This window comes from Thermomonas alba (genome assembly GCF_022419205.1).
Classification (GTDB): Bacteria; Pseudomonadota; Gammaproteobacteria; order Xanthomonadales; family Xanthomonadaceae; genus Thermomonas; species Thermomonas alba.
Map to the genome: position 1 here is coordinate 55,884 of NZ_JAJOZU010000002.1, position 20,036 is coordinate 75,919.

17 protein-coding genes are annotated in these 20,036 nt (G+C 70.4%); 13 read left to right on the forward strand and 4 right to left on the reverse strand.

Annotated features, from left to right (window positions below):
* Positions 1-26 precede the first annotated feature (26 nt).
* Positions 27-998, forward strand: coding sequence for a mitochondrial fission ELM1 family protein (locus ML342_RS02810; protein ID WP_240125414.1), 972 nt, complete (start codon positions 27-29; stop codon positions 996-998).
* Here the strand turns inward: ML342_RS02810 and glnE are convergent.
* The 4 genes from glnE to groES form a co-directional block, all read right to left on the reverse strand.
* The gene (gene glnE, locus ML342_RS02815) at positions 972-3,809 is read right to left on the reverse strand and encodes a bifunctional [glutamate--ammonia ligase]-adenylyl-L-tyrosine phosphorylase/[glutamate--ammonia-ligase] adenylyltransferase (RefSeq protein WP_240125415.1); all 2,838 of its coding nucleotides are present in this window, start codon (positions 3,807-3,809) and stop codon (positions 972-974) included. The two genes, ML342_RS02810 and glnE, sit on opposite strands and share 27 nt — an antisense overlap.
* A gap of 253 nt (positions 3,810-4,062) precedes the next feature.
* Positions 4,063-5,697, reverse strand: a complete 1,635-nt coding sequence (locus tag ML342_RS02820; RefSeq protein ID WP_439655137.1) for a phytoene desaturase family protein — start codon at positions 5,695-5,697, stop codon at positions 4,063-4,065.
* Positions 5,698-5,803: 106 nt separating this feature from the next.
* Positions 5,804-7,438, reverse strand: coding sequence for a chaperonin GroEL (gene groL / locus ML342_RS02825; RefSeq protein WP_240125417.1), 1,635 nt, complete (start codon positions 7,436-7,438; stop codon positions 5,804-5,806).
* 54 nt (positions 7,439-7,492) lie between these two features.
* Complete coding sequence (gene groES / locus ML342_RS02830) at positions 7,493-7,783, reverse strand: co-chaperone GroES (protein WP_240125418.1); 291 nt, start codon at positions 7,781-7,783, stop codon at positions 7,493-7,495.
* A gap of 192 nt (positions 7,784-7,975) precedes the next feature.
* On the opposite strand from groES, the gene cutA reads away from it, so the two are divergent.
* The 12 genes from cutA (at position 7,976) to purH (ending at position 19,889) form a co-directional block, all read left to right on the forward strand.
* Positions 7,976-8,305, forward strand: coding sequence for a divalent-cation tolerance protein CutA (gene cutA / locus ML342_RS02835; RefSeq protein WP_240125419.1), 330 nt, complete (start codon positions 7,976-7,978; stop codon positions 8,303-8,305).
* Between the two features lie 4 nt (positions 8,306-8,309).
* Positions 8,310-10,622, forward strand: coding sequence for a protein-disulfide reductase DsbD family protein (locus tag ML342_RS02840; protein WP_240125420.1), 2,313 nt, complete (start codon positions 8,310-8,312; stop codon positions 10,620-10,622).
* Positions 10,622-11,239 (forward strand): TlpA family protein disulfide reductase, encoded by a 618-nt coding sequence (locus ML342_RS02845; protein ID WP_240125421.1) that lies wholly within the window; start codon positions 10,622-10,624, stop codon positions 11,237-11,239. The genes ML342_RS02840 and ML342_RS02845 overlap by 1 nt, the downstream gene beginning before the upstream one ends.
* 167 nt (positions 11,240-11,406) lie before the next feature.
* Positions 11,407-11,847 carry a type II 3-dehydroquinate dehydratase gene (aroQ, locus tag ML342_RS02850; RefSeq protein WP_240125422.1) on the forward strand — a complete coding sequence of 147 codons (441 nt, stop codon included), beginning with the start codon at positions 11,407-11,409 and terminating at the stop codon, positions 11,845-11,847.
* 27 nt (positions 11,848-11,874) lie between these two features.
* Positions 11,875-12,357, forward strand: a complete 483-nt coding sequence (gene accB, locus ML342_RS02855; protein WP_240125423.1) for an acetyl-CoA carboxylase biotin carboxyl carrier protein — start codon at positions 11,875-11,877, stop codon at positions 12,355-12,357.
* Positions 12,358-12,413: 56 nt separating this feature from the next.
* A complete protein-coding gene (gene accC / locus ML342_RS02860) occupies positions 12,414-13,781 on the forward strand; it encodes an acetyl-CoA carboxylase biotin carboxylase subunit (protein ID WP_240125424.1) in 1,368 nt (455 codons plus the stop codon).
* Between the two features lie 127 nt (positions 13,782-13,908).
* The gene (locus ML342_RS02865; protein ID WP_240125425.1) at positions 13,909-15,585 is read left to right on the forward strand and encodes a GGDEF domain-containing protein; all 1,677 of its coding nucleotides are present in this window, start codon (positions 13,909-13,911) and stop codon (positions 15,583-15,585) included.
* Between the two features lie 6 nt (positions 15,586-15,591).
* Positions 15,592-16,419 carry a hypothetical protein gene (locus ML342_RS02870; RefSeq protein ID WP_240125426.1) on the forward strand — a complete coding sequence of 276 codons (828 nt, stop codon included), beginning with the start codon at positions 15,592-15,594 and terminating at the stop codon, positions 16,417-16,419.
* 29 nt (positions 16,420-16,448) lie between these two features.
* On the forward strand, positions 16,449-17,375 hold the full coding sequence (gene prmA, locus ML342_RS02875; RefSeq protein ID WP_240125427.1) for a 50S ribosomal protein L11 methyltransferase: 927 nt from the start codon (positions 16,449-16,451) through the stop codon (positions 17,373-17,375).
* Entirely contained in the window at positions 17,372-17,878 is a 507-nt protein-coding gene (locus tag ML342_RS02880) for a DUF3426 domain-containing protein (RefSeq protein WP_240125428.1), read from the forward strand. The genes prmA and ML342_RS02880 overlap by 4 nt, the downstream gene beginning before the upstream one ends.
* A 79-nt stretch (positions 17,879-17,957) precedes the next feature.
* Positions 17,958-18,218 (forward strand): DNA-binding transcriptional regulator Fis, encoded by a 261-nt coding sequence (gene fis, locus ML342_RS02885; RefSeq protein WP_240125429.1) that lies wholly within the window; start codon positions 17,958-17,960, stop codon positions 18,216-18,218.
* 54 nt (positions 18,219-18,272) lie between these two features.
* Complete coding sequence (gene purH, locus ML342_RS02890; RefSeq protein ID WP_240125430.1) at positions 18,273-19,889, forward strand: bifunctional phosphoribosylaminoimidazolecarboxamide formyltransferase/IMP cyclohydrolase; 1,617 nt, start codon at positions 18,273-18,275, stop codon at positions 19,887-19,889.
* Positions 19,890-20,036 lie beyond the last annotated feature (147 nt).

A 20,036-nucleotide genomic window follows, 5' to 3' on the forward strand; every position in this document is an offset into this window, starting at 1 on the left:
ATGCGCGGAACGTATCAACGATCCGCATGAAACAATCTACCCCTGCCGCCGCTTCCGCCATCTGCCTGGCCGTCCACGATGGCCGCGCCGGCAATGCGCGGCAGGCGCTGGCGCTGGCGCGCGCGTTGCAGCCGCAGGCAGAAGCGCTGATCCTGCAACCTCGCGCACCCTGGCGCTGGTGGGCGCCGCGCCGGCTGCCGGGCGCCGCGTTCGGGCTCGGCGCACCATTGCGAACGGCGCTGATGCAGCCGCCCGGGCTGGCGGTGGGCTGCGGGCGTCAGGCCGCGCTCGCCACCCGCCTGCTGCGGCGAGCCGGCGCGCGCGTGGTGCAGATCCTCGACCCGCGCCTGCCGCCGCGGCACTGGGATGCGCTGGTCGTGCCCGAACACGACCGCCTGCGCGGCGACCACGTGATCACCCTGCTGGGCAGCCTGCACCCGGTGGACGATGCCTGGCTGAGCCAGGGGCGCGCGGCGTTCTCCTTTCTGGCCGCGCTGCCGGCGCCGCACACCGTGCTGCTGGTGGGCGGGCCCAGTCGGCACGCGGCGCTGGACGATGCTGCGTTTCAGGCCCTGCTGCGGCAGCTGGCGGCGCACGCGCGCGCCGAGGGCGGCAGCTTCAGCGCGATCGCCTCGCGGCGCACGCCGCCGGCCTGGCGCGCCGCGCTGGGCGCGGTGGACGCCGGCGTTCCCGGCCTGCGCTGGCGCGATACCGGCGACGGCGCCAACCCCTACGCCGGCCTGCTGGCGCATGCCGACCGCCTGGTGTGCACTCCGGACTCGGTGAACATGCTCAGCGAGGCGGCCGCCACCCATGCGCCGCTGTTCGTCTGGCAGCCCGAGCGCGTCCACGGCCGCGTGCGCCGCTTCATCGCCGCGCTGCTGGAACGCGGCCGCGCGCGGGCGCTGGATGCGACGCCTGCGGCGTTCGCGGTGGAGCCCCTGCGCGAAACCGCGCGGGTGGCGGCGCAACTACGCCAGCGGCTCGGCCTGGCCTGAGCCCGGCATCGATGCGCCGTCCACCGGCATGCCGCCCAGCAGCGCGGCGGTGGCGGCGCGGATGGCTGCGCGCGCCTGTTCGATCGCGGGCGTGCGCGGGGCGCGCCGCGGGCGACGGTCGAGCGTGCAGCGCAGACCGGCATCCAGCAGCGTCGCATGTGCCGCCTGCAGCGCTGCGTGAGTAGGTGCATCCAGCAGCCCGGCCGCAAGCGCGGCATCCAGCAGGCGCGCGGTGGCGCGTGGAATCAGCAGCTCTGGATACGCGCACGCATCGCGCAGCACCAAGTACTGCAACAGGAACTCCAGGTCCACCAGCCCGCCCTCGCCCTGCTTGAGGTCGAATAGCACCGCATCGCTGCGATCGCGCTCGGCGCGCATGCGCCGGCGCATCGCCGCCACATCCTCGCGCAGCCCAGACTCTGCGCGCGGGCGTGCCAGCACCTGCGCCCGCACCGCCTCGAAATCGGCGGACAGCGCGGCATCGCCGGCGATCGCGCGCGCGCGTACCAGCGCCTGGTGCTCCCAGGTCCAGGCGCGCTGGCACTGATACTCGCGGAAGCTGGCGAGGCTGGACACCAGCAGTCCCTTGGCGCCGTCCGGGCGCAGGCGCACGTCCACGTCGAACAAACGCCCGGCGCTGGTGCGCACCGCCAGCAGCGCCACCAGCTTCTGTCCCAGACGCGCGTACCAGCGCGGCGCATCCAGCGGCCGCGGGCCATCCGACAGGGCCTCGGCCGGGGCGTCATACAGGAACACCAGGTCGAGGTCGGAGCCGAAGCCCAGCTCTTCGCCGCCCAGGGTGCCGTAGCCGAGCACCGCGAAGCGGCCGTCGGGAATGCGCCCATGCGCGGCTTCCAGCTCGTCGCAGGCCAGGCGCAGCACGCCGGCCACCACCGCATCGGCCAGATGCGCCAGCCGCCGCGCACAGTCCTGCGCATCGATGCGGCCATCCAGCAGCGCCAGCGCGAAGCGGAAGCTGAGCGCCTGCCGCACCTCGTTGAGCGCATCCAGCGACGCCTCGGTGTCGCCGTCCCGCAGCACCGCGGCGCAGGCCGCCCGCATCTGCTCCGCATCCGGCAACGCGCCGCCCACGCGCACGTCCAGCAACTCGTCCAGCAGCAGCGGATAGGCGGCCAGACGCTCGCCGAGCAGGGCGCTGCGCGCCAGGGTGTCCACCAGCCGCGTCAGCGCCGCCGGCTGTTCGTCGAGCAGCGCCAGATAGCTGGTGCGGCGCAGGATCGCCTGCAGCAGCGGCAGCACCCGCCGCACCACCGCCTCCGGCTGCGCGCTGGACGCTGCTTGCGCCAGCAGCGCCGGCAGCACCCGGTCCAGACGCGCGCGCGCGGCATCCGACAGATCGCGCACGCCCGGACTACGCGCGAAATCGCGCAGGCTGGCGTGCAGTTCCTCAGGCGCCTGCGCGAAGCCAGCCGCTGCCAGCGCCTCGGCGCGCGCATGTTCCGGCAGCGCCTGCCAGTAGGCCGCAAGCCCCGCGCCGGCGCCACCCTCGCGCTGCCGCCGCGACGCCAGCAGCGCGGCGAATTCCTCGCTGACCCGCGCGCGCTGCGCATCCAACGCCGACCGCAGCGCCTCCCAGTCCGGATAGCCCAGGCCGCCTGCGATCCGCGCCTGCGCCAGCGCGTCCGCGGGCAGCGCATAGACCTGGGCATCGCCCAGCATCTGCAGGCGGTTCTCCAGTCGGCGCAAAAAACGGTAGGCCTGCGCCAGCGCGGTCGCGGTCTCGGCCTGCACGTGCCCGGCCGCGGCCAGCGCCTGCAGCGCGTCGAGCAGGCCGCGCCGGCGCAGCGCCGGCTCGCGTCCGCCGCGGATCAGTTGCAGCACCTGTACCAGGAACTCGATCTCGCGAATGCCGCCAGGGCCGCGCTTGATGTCGTCGGCCAGGTCCTGGCGCGTCACTTCGGCGGCGATCATCGCCTTCATCGCGCGCAGACCCTCGAGCGCGCCGTAATCGAGGTAGCGGCGATACACGAACGGCCGCAGCGTCTCCAGCAGGCGCGCGCCGGCATCGAGATCGCCCGCCACCGGGCGCGCCTTCTGCCAGGCGTAGCGCTCCCAGTCGCGGCCCTCGCGCTGGAAATAAGCCTCCATCGCGGCGAACGACAGCGCCACCCGGCCGGCGCTGCCGAACGGGCGCAGGCGCAGGTCCACGCGGTGGCAGAAGCCGTCCGCCGTCACCTCGTCCAGCAGCTTGGCCAACTGCTGGCCCAGCCGCGCGAAGTAGTCCTGCGCATGCAGGGCGCGCCCACCGTCGGACTCGCCCTCGTGTTCATAGGCGTACACCAGGTCGATGTCGGAGCTGAAGTTCAGCTCGCGTCCGCCCAGCTTGCCCAGCCCGAACACCACCAGCCGCTGCGCCCGGCCGTCGGGTGCGCGCACCACCCCGAAGCGCTGCGCGAACTGCGCCTCCAGCGCCTCCAGTGCCAGCCGCAGGCAGGTCTCGGCCAGCGCGCTGCTGCCGGCCAGGATCTCCTCCACCGGGGCCGCCTCCACCACGTCGCGCCAGACCAGGCGCGCCGATTCCGCCTGGCGGTAGCGGCGCAGCAGGCGCGGCCACGCGTCGGGGGCGTCCTCCGGCAGCGGCGGGGGCGGCAGCGGAGCGGTAGCGTCCGCGCGCAGGCGTGCCAGCAGTTCCGGCTGCCGCGTCAGGATGTCGATCGCGAAATCACTGGCCAGCGCCAGGCGCGCCACGTCCGCAGCCCCTGCGCCGGCCGCATCCCCAACCTCCTCGCGCAGCCGCTGCAAGGCGCGCTTCTGCAGCTCGATCAACGCCTGCGGAATGTTTTGGCTCATGTGCCGATTGTGGCATCGCCGCGCGGCGGCGGGCCCCATGCCGCGCCTCATGCCGCGCACGAGGCGATCACAAAAAAGCCCGCCTCGACCGAAGTCTCAGCGGGCCTGCTCCCTCCCCCACGTCGGGACGCGGGGAGATCGTGAAGGATTCCTGAGCGACTTTGCACGCTGCACCGCAAAATAGGACTTACGGGTATAGCAATGCCATCGAAATCCTGCTATGCCCCGGCCGGCTTGCAGGGAGCGGCCCCGCTCAATCCGGGCGCGGGGCGCGGCGCAGGTCGCGCAGGATCTCGCGCGCGGCGTTGCGCCCGGGCAGGCCGGTGACGCCGCCACCTGGGTGGCTGCCAGAGCCGCACAGATACAGCCCGCGGAACGCGCCGCGGTAGGCGCCCTGGCCCAGCAGCGGGCGCGCGCTGAACATCTGGTCCAGCCCCAGCGCGCCGTGGAAGATGTCGCCGCCGATCAGCCCGAAGCGGCGCTCCAGATCCAGCGGCGACAGCGCCTCGTAGCCCAGCACGCTGCGCGCGAAGTTCGGCGCGTAGGCATCGACGGTGTCGATCATCAGCTTCGCCGCGGTGTCGCGGTGCGCGTCCCAGCCGCCCTCCGCCTCGGCGATGGCCGGGTTCACCTGCTGGCAGAACAGGCTGGCCACGTGCCGCCCCGGGGGCGCCAGGGTGTCATCCAGGGTCGAGGAGATCACCATCTCGACGATAGGCTGGCGCGCCCAGCCGGGATTGTGCGCGCGCGACTTGGCATCGAAATACGCCTGCTCGAAATAGCGCAGCGATGGCCCGATCAGGATGCCGCTCTGATGATGTGGCTGTAGCTGCGTGCCCGGCATGGCGGTGAAGTCCGGCAGCTCGGACAGCGCCACGTTCATGCGGAAGGTGCCCGAGCCGCAGCGATAGCGGCGGATGCGCTGCGCGGTATCGTCATCGAGCTGACCTGGCTCCACCAGCTGCGTGTAGAGCAGCTTCGGATTGAGGTTGCTGGCAATCGTCGCCGCGCGCAGTTCGCGCCCGTCGGCCAGCGCCACGCCGACCGCCTTGCCGTCTTGCACCAGCAGCTTCACGACCTCGGCCCCGGTCTCGATCGCCACCCCGCGCGCCTCGCACTCCTTGCGCATGGCCTGGGTGATCGCGCCCATGCCGCCGATGGCGTGGCCCCAAACGCCGGCCTTGCCATTCACTTCGCCGAACACGTGGTGCAGCAGCACGTAGGCGCTGCCCGGCGTGTACGGGCTGGCGAAGTTGCCGACCACCGAATCCCAGCCCAGCGCGGCCTTCAGCGGCTCGCCCTCGAACCAGTCGTCCAGCAGCTCGCCAGCGGATTTGGTGAACAGGTCCAGCAGGTCGCGGCGGGTGCGCATGTCCAGCGACTTCAGCTGGCGTCCGGCGGCGAGCGCGTTGATCCAGTCCGCCAGCACGAAGCGGTCGCTGACGTTCGGCGGCGTGCGTCGCATCAGCGCGCGCAGCACCATCACGATGCGGTCGAGCATCGCGTAATACTCGGGCAGCCGCTGCGCATCGCGCGCCGACCACTTCGCCACGTCCGCGCGGGTGTGCTCGCCGCCGAAGCGGAAGCTGCGCCCGTCCGGCAGCGGCAGGAAGTTGGCATACGGCCGCTCGACCACGCGCAGGCCGTGCGCGTGCAGGCGCAGGTCGCGGATCACCGCCGGGTCGAGCAGGCTGACCGTGTAGCTGGCCACCGAGTTACGGAAACCGGGATGGAACTCCTCGGTCACCGCCGCGCCGCCGACCAGGTGGCGGCGCTCCAGTACCCGCACCTTCAAGCCGGCAGTTGCGAGGTAGGCGGCGCAGACCAGGCCGTTATGACCTCCACCGATGATCAGGACATCCTGCTTGGCATCGCGCACGGCATCCACCGACTCTCGAACGAGACGCCCGATGATCCATGCCGCAACAAAAAAACGGAAGGCCCGCCGAGGCGGGCCTTCCTGAGACTGCACGCAGCGGAAAGGACGACCGGGATCAGAAGTCCATGTCGCCCATGCCACCCATACCGGCACCGGCCGCCTTCTCTTCCTTCTTCGGCAGCTCGGCCACCATGGCTTCGGTGGTGATCATCAGGCCGGCGATCGACGCCGCGTTCTGCAGGGCGGTGCGGGTGACCTTGGTCGGATCCAGGATGCCCATCTCCAGCATGTCGCCGAACTCGCCGGTGGCGGCGTTGTAACCGAACGCACCGGTGCCTTCCATCACGCGACGCAGCACCACGCTGGGCTCCTCGCCGGCATTGGCGACGATCTCGCGCAGCGGGGCTTCCATCGCGCGCAGCGCGATCTGGATGCCGTGGTTCTGGTCCTCATTGGCGCCCTTGAGATCCTTGATCGCGGCCTTGGCGCGGATCAGGGCGACGCCGCCGCCCGGAACGATGCCTTCCTCGACCGCCGCGCGGGTGGCATGCAGCGCATCCTCGACGCGCGCCTTCTTTTCCTTCATCTCGACTTCGGTGGCGGCGCCGACCTTGATGACGGCCACACCGCCGGCCAGCTTGGCCACGCGCTCCTGCAGCTTCTCGCGGTCGTAGTCGGAGGTGGTCTCCTCGATCTGCGCCTTGATCTGCTTGATGCGCGCCTGGATGGCATCCGGCGAACCGGCGCCGTCGATGATGGTGGTGTTCTCCTTGCTGACCTGCACCTTCTTGGCGCGGCCGAGGTCCTTGATGGTGGCCTTCTCGAGGGTCAGGCCGACCTCCTCGGAGATCACGGTGCCACCGGTCAGGATGGCCATGTCTTCCAGCATCGCCTTGCGACGATCACCGAAGCCCGGCGCCTTGACGGCGCAGACCTTGACGATGCCGCGGATGGTGTTGACCACCAGGGTCGCCAGCGCCTCGCCCTCGACCTCCTCGGCCACGATCAGCAGCGGCTTGCCGGCCTTGGCCACGCCCTCGAGGACGGGCAGCAGATCGCGCACGTTGGAGATCTTCTTGTCGTGCAGCAGGATGTAAGGATCATCCAGCTCGCACTGCATGGACTGCTGGTTGTTGATGAAGTACGGCGACAGGTAGCCGCGGTCGAACTGCATGCCCTCGACCACGTCCAGCTCGTTCTCCAGGCCCGAGCCGTCCTCGACGGTGATCACGCCTTCCTTGCCGACCTTGTCCATCGCCTGCGCGATCAGCTGACCGATGTTGGCATCGCTGTTGGCGGAGATGGTGCCGACCTGGGCGATTTCCTTGCTGGTGGAGCTGGGCTTGCTGATCTTCTTCAGCTCCTCGACCGCCGCATTGACCGCCTTGTCGATGCCGCGCTTGAGATCCATCGGGTTCATGCCGGCGGCGACCGCCTTCATGCCCTCGCGGATGAAGGCCTGCGCCAGCACGGTGGCGGTGGTGGTGCCGTCACCGGCATTGTCGGAGGTCTTGGAGGCGACCTCCTTCACCATCTGCGCACCCATGTTCTCGAACGCATCCGCCAGCTCGATCTCCTTGGCGACGGACACGCCGTCCTTGGTGATGGTCGGGGCGCCGAAGCTCTTCTGCAGCACGACGTTGCGGCCCTTCGGGCCGAGAGTGGCCTTGACGGCATTGGCGAGAATGTTGACGCCACGCACCATGCGCACGCGGGCGTCTTCGCCGAAACGGATATCCTTGGCAGCCATTGCGATTTACCTCAGGTTTGAATCGTGAAAAGAGGGAGAGACGAGGACGCGCGATCAGCCGAGGATCGCGAACAGATCGTCTTCCTTGACCACCAGCAGCTCGACGCCGTCCAGCTTGACTTCGGTGCCGCTGTACTTGCCGAACAGCACCTTGTCACCCACCTTGACCTGCGGCGCGCGCACCTGGCCGTTGTCCAGCACCTTGCCAGGACCAACGGCGACGACTTCGCCCTTGATCGGCTTCTCGGTGGCGCTGTCGGGGATCACGATCCCGCCCGCAGACACCTTCTCTTCTTCCATGCGCTTGATGACCACGCGGTCGTACAGCGGCTTGATGTTGGACATGTGCAACCTCTGCAAATGGTTGATTGTGTGGATAAAACCCGGCCATTTTAGCAGTCGGCCATCGCGACTGCCAAAATCGGGGGCGCACGCACCCCCGGCACCGGGATGCCCGGAAGATGGGGCAGCCCCGTGAGGTTTCAAGGGGGGTGCGAAAGAAAGATCGCAGCGCCCGACCGCGCCGCAGCTTAGGCTATGCACATGCCGATCCTTCTATGCCTGACGACCTGCCCCGATGCCGGCAGCGCCGACCGCCTCGCCCGCGCGCTGGTAGAGGAACGCCTGGCCGCCTGCGTGAGCCGGCTGCCCGGGGTGCAGTCCACCTACCGCTGGCAGGGTGCGCTGGAGCAAGCCAGCGAATGCCTGCTGCTGATCAAGACCACCATCGCCGCCTACCCGGCGCTGCAGGCCCGCCTGCTCGAACTGCACCCGTATGAACTGCCGGAGCTGGTGGCGGTCGAATCCAGCGCCGCACTGCCGGCGTACCTGCACTGGGTGGCCGCCGCCACCGCGCCCCTGGAATGAGCCGATGACCGTCTTTCTCCCTCGCCTGCGCCGCTGGCTGGCCACGCTCGCACTCGCCGCCGGCCTACCCGCCGCGGCCCCCGCCCGGGCCGCCATCGTCGGCGAGCTGCCGCCGGTCGATTCCGTGTTCGTACTTTCGGCCCGGGCCACCGCCCCGGACCGGATCGAAGTGCGCTGGAAGATCGCCGACGGCTATTACCTCTACCGCCACCGCACGTCGGTGCAGGCCCGCGCCGGGTTCACCGGGGCGGTGCTGGCGCTGCCGGACGGCGACCGCCACCACGACGAATTCTTCGGCGACGTGGAGACCTACCGCCACCAGCTGGTCGGCGTGCTCAGCGGAACCCCGGCGCCCGGCGCGCAGGCGGTGGCGCTGACGGTGAAATACCAGGGCTGCGCGGATGCCGGGGTTTGCTACCCCCCGCAGACCCGCACCCTGAGCGTGGCGCTGCCGGCCGCGGGCGATGCCGGCGCCAATGCCGGTGCCGATCCCGCGCCACTGCTGGGTCGCGGCGGTCGTCGCGGCCTGTTCGCGCTGGACGGCGCGCCCGGCGCGCAGGAGGCCCCGCCGCTGCCGCCGGAGCAGGCCTTCGGAAGCGAGGTGATCGCGCTCGACGGCAACACCCTGCTGCTGCGGCTGACCCCGGCGCGCGGCTACTACCTCTACCGCGACAAGCTGTCGGCGCGGCTGGACGGCGCCGCCGGGCTGTCCGTCGCGCTGCCGCCGTCCCGTCTGCCTCCGGCGCAGGCCTTCCACGATGCGCATTTCGGCGACGTGGCGGTGTATTTCGACCAGGTGGAGATCCCGCTGCCGGTGGCGCGCACCCGCCCGACCCCCGCCGCGGCCACCCTGGTGCTGGGCCTGCAGGGCTGCCAGACCGACGGCATCTGCTATCCACCGATGACCCGCCGGCTGGCGGTGACGCTGCCGGCCGGCCGCCTGACCACCGCTGCGGAAAGCGCCGACCCGGCCGCGACGGCTGCCCCCCCGGCGGCGGAGTCCACCGCCACGCCGCAGGCCGTCGCAACCACCGGCGGCAGCGATGCCCTCCCGGCCGCCCAGACCCCGGCGCGCGAGATACCGCCGACCCGCGCCACGCCCGGCCTGCTGGCGGCGCTGCTGCTGGCATTGGGCGGCGGGCTGATCCTGAACCTGATGCCCTGCGTCTTGCCGGTGCTCTCACTCAAGACGCTGGGGCTGGCCCGTAGCGGCGATGGCCGCGCGCGCGCGCGCCAGCACGCGCTGGCCTACACCGCCGGGGTGATGGCGTCGATGCTGGCATTGGGCGCGCTGGTGCTGGCCCTGCGCCATGCCGGGCTGGCGCTGGGCTGGGGCTTTCAGCTGCAGCAGCCCCTGGTGGTGGCAGTGCTGGGGCTTTTGATCTTCGCTTTCGGGCTGAGCCTGTCCGGGATGTGGCAGCTGGAGATCCGCTTCGGCGCACGCACCAGCGCTCTGCTACGCCGCGACGGGGTGGCCGGGGACTTTTTCGCCGGTGTGCTGGCGGTGCTGCTGGCCACGCCCTGCACCGCGCCGTACATGGGCGCCGCCCTGGCCTATGCCTTCACCGGCCCGCTGCTGGGCGGACTGCTGGTATTCCTCGCGCTGGGGCTGGGGCTGGCGCTGCCGTTCCTGCTGATCGGCCTGATACCGGCGCTGGCACGCCGCCTGCCCAAGCCCGGCGCGTGGATGGAGCGCCTGAAACAGCTGCTGGCCTTCCCGCTGTATGCCACCGCCGCCTGGCTGCTGTTCGTGCTGGCCACGCTGCGCGGCCCCGAGGCGGTCTGGCAGTTCCTGCTCGCCGCGATCGCGCTGGCGCTGGCGCTGTGGTCGGCCACCCAGGCCCGCCAGGGCGGCGCGCGGGGCTGGCAGGCGCTCGCGCTGCTCGCCTTGCTGGCGGTGGTCTGGCCGCTGGCCAGCCTGCACCGCCTGCCACGCCCGCAGGCGGTGACCGCGCCCGCTGGCGACGGCCTGCCGCAGGTGGCCTGGTCGGAGCAGAAGCTGGCCGACCTGCGCCGCCAACACCGGGTGGTATTCGTCAACATGACTGCCGACTGGTGCGTGAGCTGCAAAGTGAACGACAAGACCGTGTTCGAACGCCCGGCCTTCCGCCGCTGGCTGGCACAGGCGAATGCCGTCTACATGGTCGGCGACTACACCGACGTCGATCCCGCCATCACCGCCTACCTACAGCGCTACCGTGCGGTGGGCGTGCCGTTGTACGTGGTGTACCCGCGCGATGGCGGGCCGGGCCGGGTACTGCCCACCCTGCTGACCCCGGGCCTGGTGGAAGCGGCCCTGCGCGAGGCCGCGCGCTGATGCCCTCGCATCGGGCGGTGGTGGCGGTGGCGCTGCTGGCCGGGCTGGCCGGCGCCACGGCCAGCCTGCTGCTGGAACCCATGATCGGCGTGCGCCTGGCATCCACCGCGCTCGGCCAGCGGGTGCTGGGGGCCGCGCTGCAGGCGCGCGCGCCGGCCCCGCCGGCCGGGCTGGCGATCGCCCGCATCGGCGCGCCGCTGCCGACCATGACCCTGCGCGACGCGGACGGCGCCACGGTCGAAATCCCACGCGCCTGGGCCGGACGCCCGACCCTGGTCAACCTGTGGGCCACCTGGTGCGCCCCCTGCCTGAAGGAAATGCCCGACCTGCAGGCCTTCGCCCGCACCCAGGGCGACCGCGGCGTGCAGGTGGTCGGGATCGCGCTGGACGATGCCGATGCCGTGCGCGCTTTCCTGCCGGCGCACGGCATCACCTATCCGGTGCTGATCGACGCGCCCGGTCCGGCGGATGCCGGAGTGCGGCTGGGCAATCCGGCCGGGGTGCTGCCGTTCTCGGCGCTGGTGGCGGCCGACGGCCGCCTGCTGAAAACCCGGATCGGCCCGTTCGCGGATGCCGCCGACATCGCGCACTGGGTGGCGGAGACGGCGACGCACTGATGCGATGCGCGCCTGACGCGATGGATGTCGCGAAGTTTAGAGTCGCAACTCAAACATCCGCTTAAAAAAGCGGTTATCCGGGAAAAGTTCGCCGAACTGGACAGCAACACCCAAATCGGGGGACACTGCGCGCCCATCGTTCGCCGCCGTCGCCCTGCCTTCCGCCCATGGCCAAGCTGCTGCTCCTGCACGGCCCCAACCTGAACCTGCTCGGCACCCGCGAGCCGGAGGTGTACGGGCGCACCACGCTGGCCGAAATCGACGCCGACCTCAGCGCACGCGCGCAGGCCGCCGGGCACGAGTTGGAGACGCTGCAGTCGAACGCCGAGCACGTGCTGGTGGAACGGGTGCAAGCCGCACGCCTGGATGGCACTGCTTTCATCCTGATCAATCCGGCCGCCTTCACCCACACCTCGGTCGCGCTGCGCGACGCGCTGGCGGCGGTGGCCCTGCCCTTCATCGAAATCCATCTGTCCAACCCGCATGCCCGCGAGCCCTTCCGCCAGCACAGCTATCTGAGCGACCTGGCGATCGGGGTGATCTGCGGTTTTGGCGCGGACTCCTATCGCTATGCGCTGGACGCCGCCCTCAAGCGACTGCCGGCCTGACCTGCACACATCCCAAGGAGCGTCCCCATGGACCTGCGCAAGATCAAAAAACTGATCGATCTGCTGGAAGAATCGAACCTGGCCGAAATCGAGATCAAGGAAGGCGAGGAGTCGGTGCGCCTGGCGCGGGTGCCCAAGGGCGCGGTCACCGCCCCGACCCCGGCCCCGGCGACACACCACGTGCCGGCGCCGGCCGCGCCGCCGATGCCGATGCAGTCGCCGACCGAGTCGGCGACCGGCGGCAGCCATAAGCCGGCCGTCCAGGACCTGCCCGACGGCCACGTGGTGCGCGCGCCGATGGTCGGCACCTTCTATGCCAGCCCGGCTCCGGACAAGCCGGCATTCGTCAGCCTCGGCCAGCAGGTCAAGGCCGGCGACACCCTCGGCATCATCGAGGCGATGAAGATGTTCAACCCGATCGAGGCCGAGGTCTCCGGCACCATCGTGGCGATCAAGTGCGAGAGCGGGCAGCCGGTCGAGTTCGACCAGCCGCTGTTCGTGATCGCCTGATCCTTCAGAGCTCCGCCGGCCACGGCGCCTCGCTTAAGGACGAACGGGAATCCTCCATGCTCGAAAAAGTCGTCATCGCCAACCGTGGCGAAATCGCGCTGCGCATCCTGCGCGCCTGCCACACGCTCGGCATCCGCACCGTGGCGGTGCACTCCACCGTCGATCGCAACCTCAAGCACGTCGCCATGGCGGATGAGTCGGTGTGCATCGGCCCGGCGCCTTCGGCGGACAGCTACCTCAACATGCCGGCGATCATCGCCGCCGCCGAGGTCACCGACGCCCAGGCCATCCACCCCGGCTACGGCTTTTTGTCGGAAAACGCGGATTTCGCCGAGCGGGTGGAGCAGTCCGGCTTCATCTTCATCGGCCCCAAGCCCGACACCATCCGCCTGATGGGCGACAAAGTGGAGGCGATCCGCGCCATGAAGGCCGCCGGCGTGCCCTGCGTGCCCGGCAGCGGCGGTCCGCTGGGCAACGATGCGGCCACCAACATCAAGATCGCGCGCGAGATCGGCTACCCGGTGATCATCAAGGCCGCCGGCGGCGGTGGCGGACGCGGGATGCGCGTGGTGCACTCGGAGGCGGCGCTGATCAACGCCATTGCCACTACCAAGGCCGAGGCCAAGGCCGCGTTCGGCAACGACATGGTGTACATGGAGAAGTTCCTGGAGAACCCGCGCCACGTGGAGATCCAGGTGCTGGCCGACGGCCAGGGCAATGCCATCCACCTCGGCGAGCGCGACTGCTCGATGCAGCGACGCCACCAGAAGGTGGTGGAAGAAGCGCCGGCGCCCGGCATCACCCCGGAACTGCGCGAGCAGATCGGCAAGGTCTGCGTGGAGGCCTGCCTGCGCATCGGTTACCGCGGCGCGGGCACCTTCGAGTTCCTCTACCAGGACGGGCGCTTCTACTTCATCGAGATGAACACCCGCATCCAGGTCGAGCATCCGGTGACCGAAATGGTCACCGGCATCGACCTGGTGCGCGAGCAACTGCTGATCGCCGCCGGCCACAAGCTGTCGATCAGGCAGAGCGACGTGGTCCTGCGCGGGCACGCGATCGAGTGCCGGATCAATGCCGAGGACCCGGACACCTTCTTCCCCTGCCCCGGGCTGATCCAGCACTTCCACGCCCCCGGCGGCCCGGGCGTGCGGGTGGACTCGCACATCTACGAAGGCTACCGCGTCCCGCCCAACTACGACTCGATGATCGGCAAGCTGATCGTGCACGGCGCCGACCGCGCACAGGCGCTGGCGCGCATGCGGGTGGCGCTGTCGGAGATGGTGATCGACGGCATCAAGACCAACATCCCGCTGCAGCAGCGGATCATGGCCGACGGCGGCTTCTGCCAGGGCGGTCAGAACATCCACTACCTGGAAAAGCGCCTGGCCGAACGCAAGGAAAAGGCGCTGTCGATCCTTTGACCGATCCTGTGCCGGCTTGCGGCCAACCGCGAGGCCAACCGCGAACGCTGCGTGCCGGGACAGGATCCGCTGCTCGGTTTAGGATGGGCCGATCGCGGCAGGGTGCGGCCCGCCGCATGGGGAGATCATGGCTCGATCCAGCATCCACGATCTGGGGCGACGACTGCTGCTGATGCTGGCCGTCTTGCTTGCCGGCATCGCCCTTGCGGGTGGACGTCCGTCCGATTTACAAGTGGAAGCGCTCGCCCCTGTCTGGGGCGACCCGCCGCTGCATCGGCTGCCGCATTTCCCGCAGGCCTGGCGCAGCCAGCCGGCGCATCTCCGTTGGGATACCGGCAGCCATTGGTGGCGCCTACGCCTGACCGATCCGCGCGCCGCAGGCGATCCCGACCCCTGGATCCTGCGCCTGCGCGAGCCTTACGACAACGTCGTGACCGTATATCTGCCGCCGGCCGATACCGCGCGCGTGCTTTCGCTGTATGACCCCGCGCTGCGGCAGCCCGGCTCGCGCCTGGGGCTGGCGGTTCCGCTGCAGCCCGCGCAGCGCACGGGATGGATCTATCTGCATATCGATTGGAAGCGGTATCAGCCCATCGCGCTGCAGGCCATGCCGCAGGCGGCCTATCTCGCCGCCGATCTCGATCACATCCGCCTGCTCTACAGCCTGCTCTCGGGCATGCTGGCCCTGGCCGCGCTGACCGCGCTGTTCGCCTTTGCCATGCAGCGCCAGATCCTGGTGCTGTTCAGTCTCTGGGTTCTGTGCAGCGCGGTGTACCACCTCGGAATGAGCGGGGAGATCGCCAGCCTGCTGCCTGGACTGTCGCGCTGGCTGACGCCCCTCATGCTGGCCACGGCGGCCGCGCACATCGGTCTGCTGGCCGCGTATCTGTTCGTGTACCGCTTCCTCGCCCTGCCGCGGCACTTCCCGCGCGCCGCGCGGATCTACCGTGGACTGCTCCGGTGCGGCGTCCTGCTGATCGTGCCCAGCATGGCCAGCCACCTCGCGCCCGCCTTCGCCGCCACGCTGAACGTGCTGTTGCTGGCGCTGTCATTGATGGTGCTCGCCTTGTCTGCCTGGCGCGCGCGCCAGGGGGATCCGCAAGGCTGGTTCTTCCTGATCGGATGGGGCGCCGTGACTCTGGTCCAGGTGCTGCGCGCCGTTTTTTTCCTGCTGCACGCCGGCACTCCTTCCTGGCTGGCGCTGCTGCACCCGGCGGCGGACGCGACTGGCGCCCTGGTGCTGGCCGTCGCGGTTGCGCGCGCGGCGCGCTATGCCGAACGCGAGATGCGCCACACCCGCGCGCATGCGCGTACCGATCCGCTCACCGGCCTGGCCAACCGCGCCGAGCTGGATGCCGCCCTGCCCGCGTGCCTGGCAAGCGCGACCCGCGAGCACCAGCCGATTTCGGTGCTGTTTCTGGATCTGGACCACTTCAAGTCGATCAACGATCGCCACGGCCACGCCGTCGGCGATCTCTGCCTGATCGAGACCGCCCGCATCCTGCGCCAGCACGTGCGTGCGCATGACTTGCTGGCCCGCTATGGCGGCGAGGAGTTCGTGCTGATCCTGACGGGCGCCGACGCCGGCACGGCCTTTGCCGTCGGCGAGGCCCTGCGCACCGCCGTGCAGCGCCATGGCCATACAATCCAAGGCCACACCCTCAAACTCACCGTGTCGGTCGGGATCGCCACGCATGTCGCCGGCGAAAGCGCGGATGCCCTGCTGCAACGTGCGGACATGGCCCTCTACCAGGCCAAAGCCGAAGGCCGTAATCGCTGCGTCATCGCACCCCTGTCATCTTGAGCCGATATGTCCGACACGTCTTCCACCATGGCCTGGGTCGATCCTGCAACGCTGCGCGCTGGCGACGTGCTGCTGATGCGCGGACTGGGCCCGGTGTCCGACCTGATCGCCTGGTTCGGAGACTCGACCTACAGTCACGCCGCGCTGATGGTGGATGCGCAGACCCTGGTCGAGGCGGCGCTACCCACCTCACGCACCGTTCTGCTGCAAACGCGCCTGGCTCAGGCAGATGCCTACGCGTTCATCGACGTCTATCGCCCAACCCGCGCCGACGGCACGCCCTTGCGCGACGCCGACCGTCAGGCCATCGCGCGCGCAGGCGGCGCGCTCACCGGGGTCGCCTATCCCCTCGATGGACTGCTGCAGCTGGCGGTGGTCGCCGCGCTGCGCAACCGCATCCCCGCCGATGCGGGCCTGCGCTGGCTGCTGCGAATGCTGATCGACCATCTGCTCACGTTCGACCCAACGCACATGGTCTGCTCCGAGCTGGTCTATACCGCGCTGCGCGACGCTGGGCTGCCCCCGACGCTGATCGTCAGCGCGCAGCTCGATCTGCCGCTGCCGCCGATCGACGTGCCCGCGCTGATCGAGGAGTGGCGGGCCGCGCATGCGCATGCGCATACCCTCACGCTCGATGCGGCATCCGCTCCCATCGGCGCGGACGAAACGGCGGCAGCATTCGCCCGCCTGCGCGCAGCGCGTGGGCTGCAGCCCATGCAATCGCTGGGGATGTCGTCCCTGCCCGCGCCCAATCCTGCCAACGTGCTGCCCGTCGATCTGGAAACCAGTCCGCAGCTGCGCCGGCTGGGACGCCTGGCACTGGCCGGCCAGTGACGGCGGCACCTCTCACCTACAATGCGCACATGCCCTACCTGCAACTCTCCACACCGTGCAGCGAAGCCGACTACCCGCGGTTCGAACGCGCGCTGGAAGACGTGGGCGCGCTGGCGGTGACCCTGCAAGACGCCCATCTCGACCAGCCCGATGAGCAGGCGATCTTCGAGCCGGGCGTCGGCGAGCTGCCGCTGTGGTCGCAGATGACTCTGAGCGCGCTGTTCGACGCCGACACCGACGGCCTGCTCCTGCTGGCCGCGCTGGAAGCGTTCGACCCGGCGCTGGACTGGTCGCAGGCGCGCTTTGCGCGGATCGAGGATCAAGTCTGGGAACGCGCCTGGCTGGACAGCTTCCAGCCGATGCGGTTCGGCGCGCGCACCTGGATCGTGCCGTGGAACCACCCGCTGCCGGCGGAGGCCGACGCCGCGGCGGCGATCGTGCGGCTGGATCCCGGGCTGGCGTTCGGCTCCGGCACCCATCCCACCACCGCGTTGTGCCTGCGCTGGCTGGACGCGCTGGCGCAGGCCGGCGAACTGCAGGGCAAGGCCGTGCTCGACTTCGGCTGCGGCAGCGGCATCCTCGCCCTGGCGGCGCTGAAGCTGGGCGCCGCCCGCGCGACCGGGATCGACAACGATCCGCAGGCGATCACCGCCACTGCCGACAATGCCGCGCGCAACGGCGTGGAGATCGCCACCTACCTGCCGCAGGACGCGCCTGCGGAATCCTATCCGGTGGTGGTCGCCAACATCCTGGCCTCGGCGCTGGATGCGCTGGCCGAAGTCCTGGCCGCGCGCACCGCGCGCGGCGGGCGGCTGGCGATGTCCGGCATCCTCGCCGGGCAGGAGGAGGCGCTGCTGGCGCGCTTCGCACCCTGGTTCGACGCGCTCCAAGTGACGCGCGAGGACGACTGGGTGCGCATCGATGGCCGGCGTAATGCCGTGGCGGTGCCCGCATGACCGCCACGCCCGGCTTCCTGCAACCGCCCGCCGCGCCGCCGCGCCGGCACGGCGAATGGTGGGCGCTGGGGCTGCTGGCGCTGCTGCTGGGCGGCCAGCTGCTGTGGCTGCGGTGGGATGCCCTGGCCGCAGACGCGCGCCTGCGGCCGGCCCTGGAAGCCATCTGCGGCCTGCTGCGCTGCCCGCTGCCGGCCTGGCGCGAGCCGGGCGCATTCAGCATGCTCGCGCGCGACGTGATCGCCCCGCCCGACCGCCCCGGCGTACTGCGCGTGCAGGCCAGTTTCCGCAACGACGCGCGCTGGGCGCAGCCGTGGCCGGCGTTGGTATTGACCCTGGCCGATGCCAACGGGCGCATTCTCGGCAGCCGCCGCTTCCTGCCGCGCGAGTACCTCGGCCCCGGGCCGCACCCGGCGCTGCTGCAGCCCGGCCAGGCCAGCCAGATTGCGTTCGACCTGATCGAGCCGGCGCCCAGCGTGGTCGCCTTCGACTTCCGCTTCGAATGACCACCCGCCCTGCGTCTGCGCTATAGTCACCGACCCGCCATGCACCCCGCCGGCCGGCGCGCTGGCATCGAGGCCCCGCTTGAACGCTCTTGGCCATCGTCAGGACATCGACCGCACGCCGCTGCGCGAGCACGTCACCCGCGCGGTGCAGCGCTATCTGCGGGATCTGGACGGCTGCGACACCGACGATCTGTACGACACCGCGCTGCGCGAGCTGGAAATCCCGCTGTTCACCGAGGTGCTGCGCCACTGCGGCGGCAACCAGAGCCGCGCCGCGGCGATGCTGGGCATCCACCGCGCCACCTTGCGCAAGAAGCTGCGCGAATACGGCATCGGCTGATGCGCTGGTGGGCGCGCCTATAATGGCGGGCTTTCCACCGCTGCATTTTTCCCCATGACCGCTGCCGCTCCCGCCAGCGACGCATTCGCCGGCCAGCCGGTGACCATCCGCCGCGCCCTGCTCTCGGTTTCCGACAAGACCGGCCTGCTCGACCTCGCCCGCGCCCTGGCGGCGCGCGGGGTGGAGCTGATCTCCACCGGCGGCACCGCGCGCGCGCTGCGCGAGGCGGGCCTGGCGGTGCAGGACGTCAGTGCGATCACCGGGTTCCCGGAAATGATGGATGGCCGGGTCAAGACCCTGCACCCGGTCGTGCACGGCGGCCTGCTCGGCCGCGCCGGAGTGGACGATGCGGTGATGGCCGAGCACGGCATCGGCGCGATCGACCTGCTGGTACTCAACCTGTATCCATTCGAGCAGGTGACGGCGCGCCCCGACTGCACCCTGGCCGAGGCGGTGGAGAACATCGATATCGGCGGCCCGGCGATGCTGCGCAGCGCGGCCAAGAACTTCGCGCGGGTCGCCGTCCTCACCGATCCAGCGCAGTACCCCGGCCTGCTGGCGGAGCTCGACGCGCGCGACGGCGCGCTGTCCGCACACACCCGCTTCGCGCTGGCGGTGGCGGCGTTCAACCGCGTCGCCCAGTACGACGCTGCGATCAGCAACTACCTTTCGGCCATCACCGACAGCTCTGCCGCCGTGCCCGTGCGCAGCCCGTTCCCAGCGCAGGCCAACGGCACCTTCGTCAAGGTGATGGATCTGCGCTATGGCGAGAACCCGCACCAGCAGGCCGCGTTCTACCGCGACCTGCACCCGGCGCCGGGCTCGCTGGCCACGCTGGAGCAGCTGCAGGGCAAGGCGCTCAGCTACAACAACATCGCCGACAGCGACGCCGCTTGGGAATGCGTGCGCCAGTTCGACGCCCCAGCCTGCGTGATCGTCAAGCACGCCAACCCTTGCGGGGTGGCGATCGGCCGCAACTGCGGCGAAGCCTACGAGGCGGCCTATGCCTGCGACCCGACCAGCGCCTTCGGCGGCATCCTCGCGTTCAACACGCCGCTGGACGGCGCCACTTGCAAGACCATCCTCGACCGCCAGTTCGTCGAGGTGCTGATCGCGCCGGACTACGACGCCGAGGCGCTGGCCTACGCATCGAGGAAAGCCAACGTGCGCGTGCTGAAGATCGCACTGGCGCCGCCGTCACCGGGCTTCATCGACACCAAGCGGGTCAACTCGGGGCTGCTGATGCAAACCTGCGACGACCGCGTGGTCACCCGCGACGAGCTGAAGGTCGTGACCAAGCGGGCGCCGACCGAGGCGCAGTTCGCCGACCTGCTGTTCGCGTGGAAAGTCGCCAAGTTCGTGAAGTCCAACGCCATCGTATACGCCAAGGACCAGCGCACGATCGGCGTCGGCGCCGGGCAGATGAGCCGGGTGTATTCAGCGCGCATCGCCGGCATCAAGGCGCAGGATGCGGGGCTGGCGGTGCCGGGGTCGGTGATGGCCAGCGACGCGTTCTTCCCGTTCCGCGACGGCATCGACGCCGCAGCCGAGGCCGGCATCACGGCGGTGATCCAGCCGGGCGGCTCGCTGCGCGACGCCGAGGTGATCGCCGCGGCGGACGAACACGGGATCGCGATGGTGTTCACCGGCGTGCGCCACTTCCGGCATTGATAGCGGCTGCGCCGGCATCGATCCCGAAGTTTGCTGCGCAGACTTCGGGCCCCGCCCGCACGGCCACACCCTCATTCGCGCCTCTGGCGCGAATCGCCCCCTGACTCAGGGGGCTGGATTCCTCCAGACAATCGGCAGGTGATGCAG

Coding starts and splice junctions, on each gene's coding strand:
- ML342_RS02880 (WP_240125428.1), top strand. CDS start 17,372: ATGACCGCCACGCCCGGCTTCCTGCAACCGCCCGCCGCGCCGCCGCGC.
- ML342_RS02840 (WP_240125420.1), top strand. CDS start 8,310: ATGACCGTCTTTCTCCCTCGCCTGCGCCGCTGGCTGGCCACGCTCGCA.
- prmA (WP_240125427.1), top strand. CDS start 16,449: ATGCCCTACCTGCAACTCTCCACACCGTGCAGCGAAGCCGACTACCCG.
- ML342_RS02870 (WP_240125426.1), top strand. CDS start 15,592: ATGTCCGACACGTCTTCCACCATGGCCTGGGTCGATCCTGCAACGCTG.
- glnE (WP_240125415.1), bottom strand. CDS start 3,809: ATGAGCCAAAACATTCCGCAGGCGTTGATCGAGCTGCAGAAGCGCGCC.
- ML342_RS02810 (WP_240125414.1), top strand. CDS start 27: ATGAAACAATCTACCCCTGCCGCCGCTTCCGCCATCTGCCTGGCCGTC.
- accC (WP_240125424.1), top strand. CDS start 12,414: ATGCTCGAAAAAGTCGTCATCGCCAACCGTGGCGAAATCGCGCTGCGC.
- cutA (WP_240125419.1), top strand. CDS start 7,976: ATGCACATGCCGATCCTTCTATGCCTGACGACCTGCCCCGATGCCGGC.
- ML342_RS02845 (WP_240125421.1), top strand. CDS start 10,622: ATGCCCTCGCATCGGGCGGTGGTGGCGGTGGCGCTGCTGGCCGGGCTG.
- groL (WP_240125417.1), bottom strand. CDS start 7,438: ATGGCTGCCAAGGATATCCGTTTCGGCGAAGACGCCCGCGTGCGCATG.
- aroQ (WP_240125422.1), top strand. CDS start 11,407: ATGGCCAAGCTGCTGCTCCTGCACGGCCCCAACCTGAACCTGCTCGGC.
- ML342_RS02865 (WP_240125425.1), top strand. CDS start 13,909: ATGGCTCGATCCAGCATCCACGATCTGGGGCGACGACTGCTGCTGATG.
- accB (WP_240125423.1), top strand. CDS start 11,875: ATGGACCTGCGCAAGATCAAAAAACTGATCGATCTGCTGGAAGAATCG.
- groES (WP_240125418.1), bottom strand. CDS start 7,783: ATGTCCAACATCAAGCCGCTGTACGACCGCGTGGTCATCAAGCGCATG.
- purH (WP_240125430.1), top strand. CDS start 18,273: ATGACCGCTGCCGCTCCCGCCAGCGACGCATTCGCCGGCCAGCCGGTG.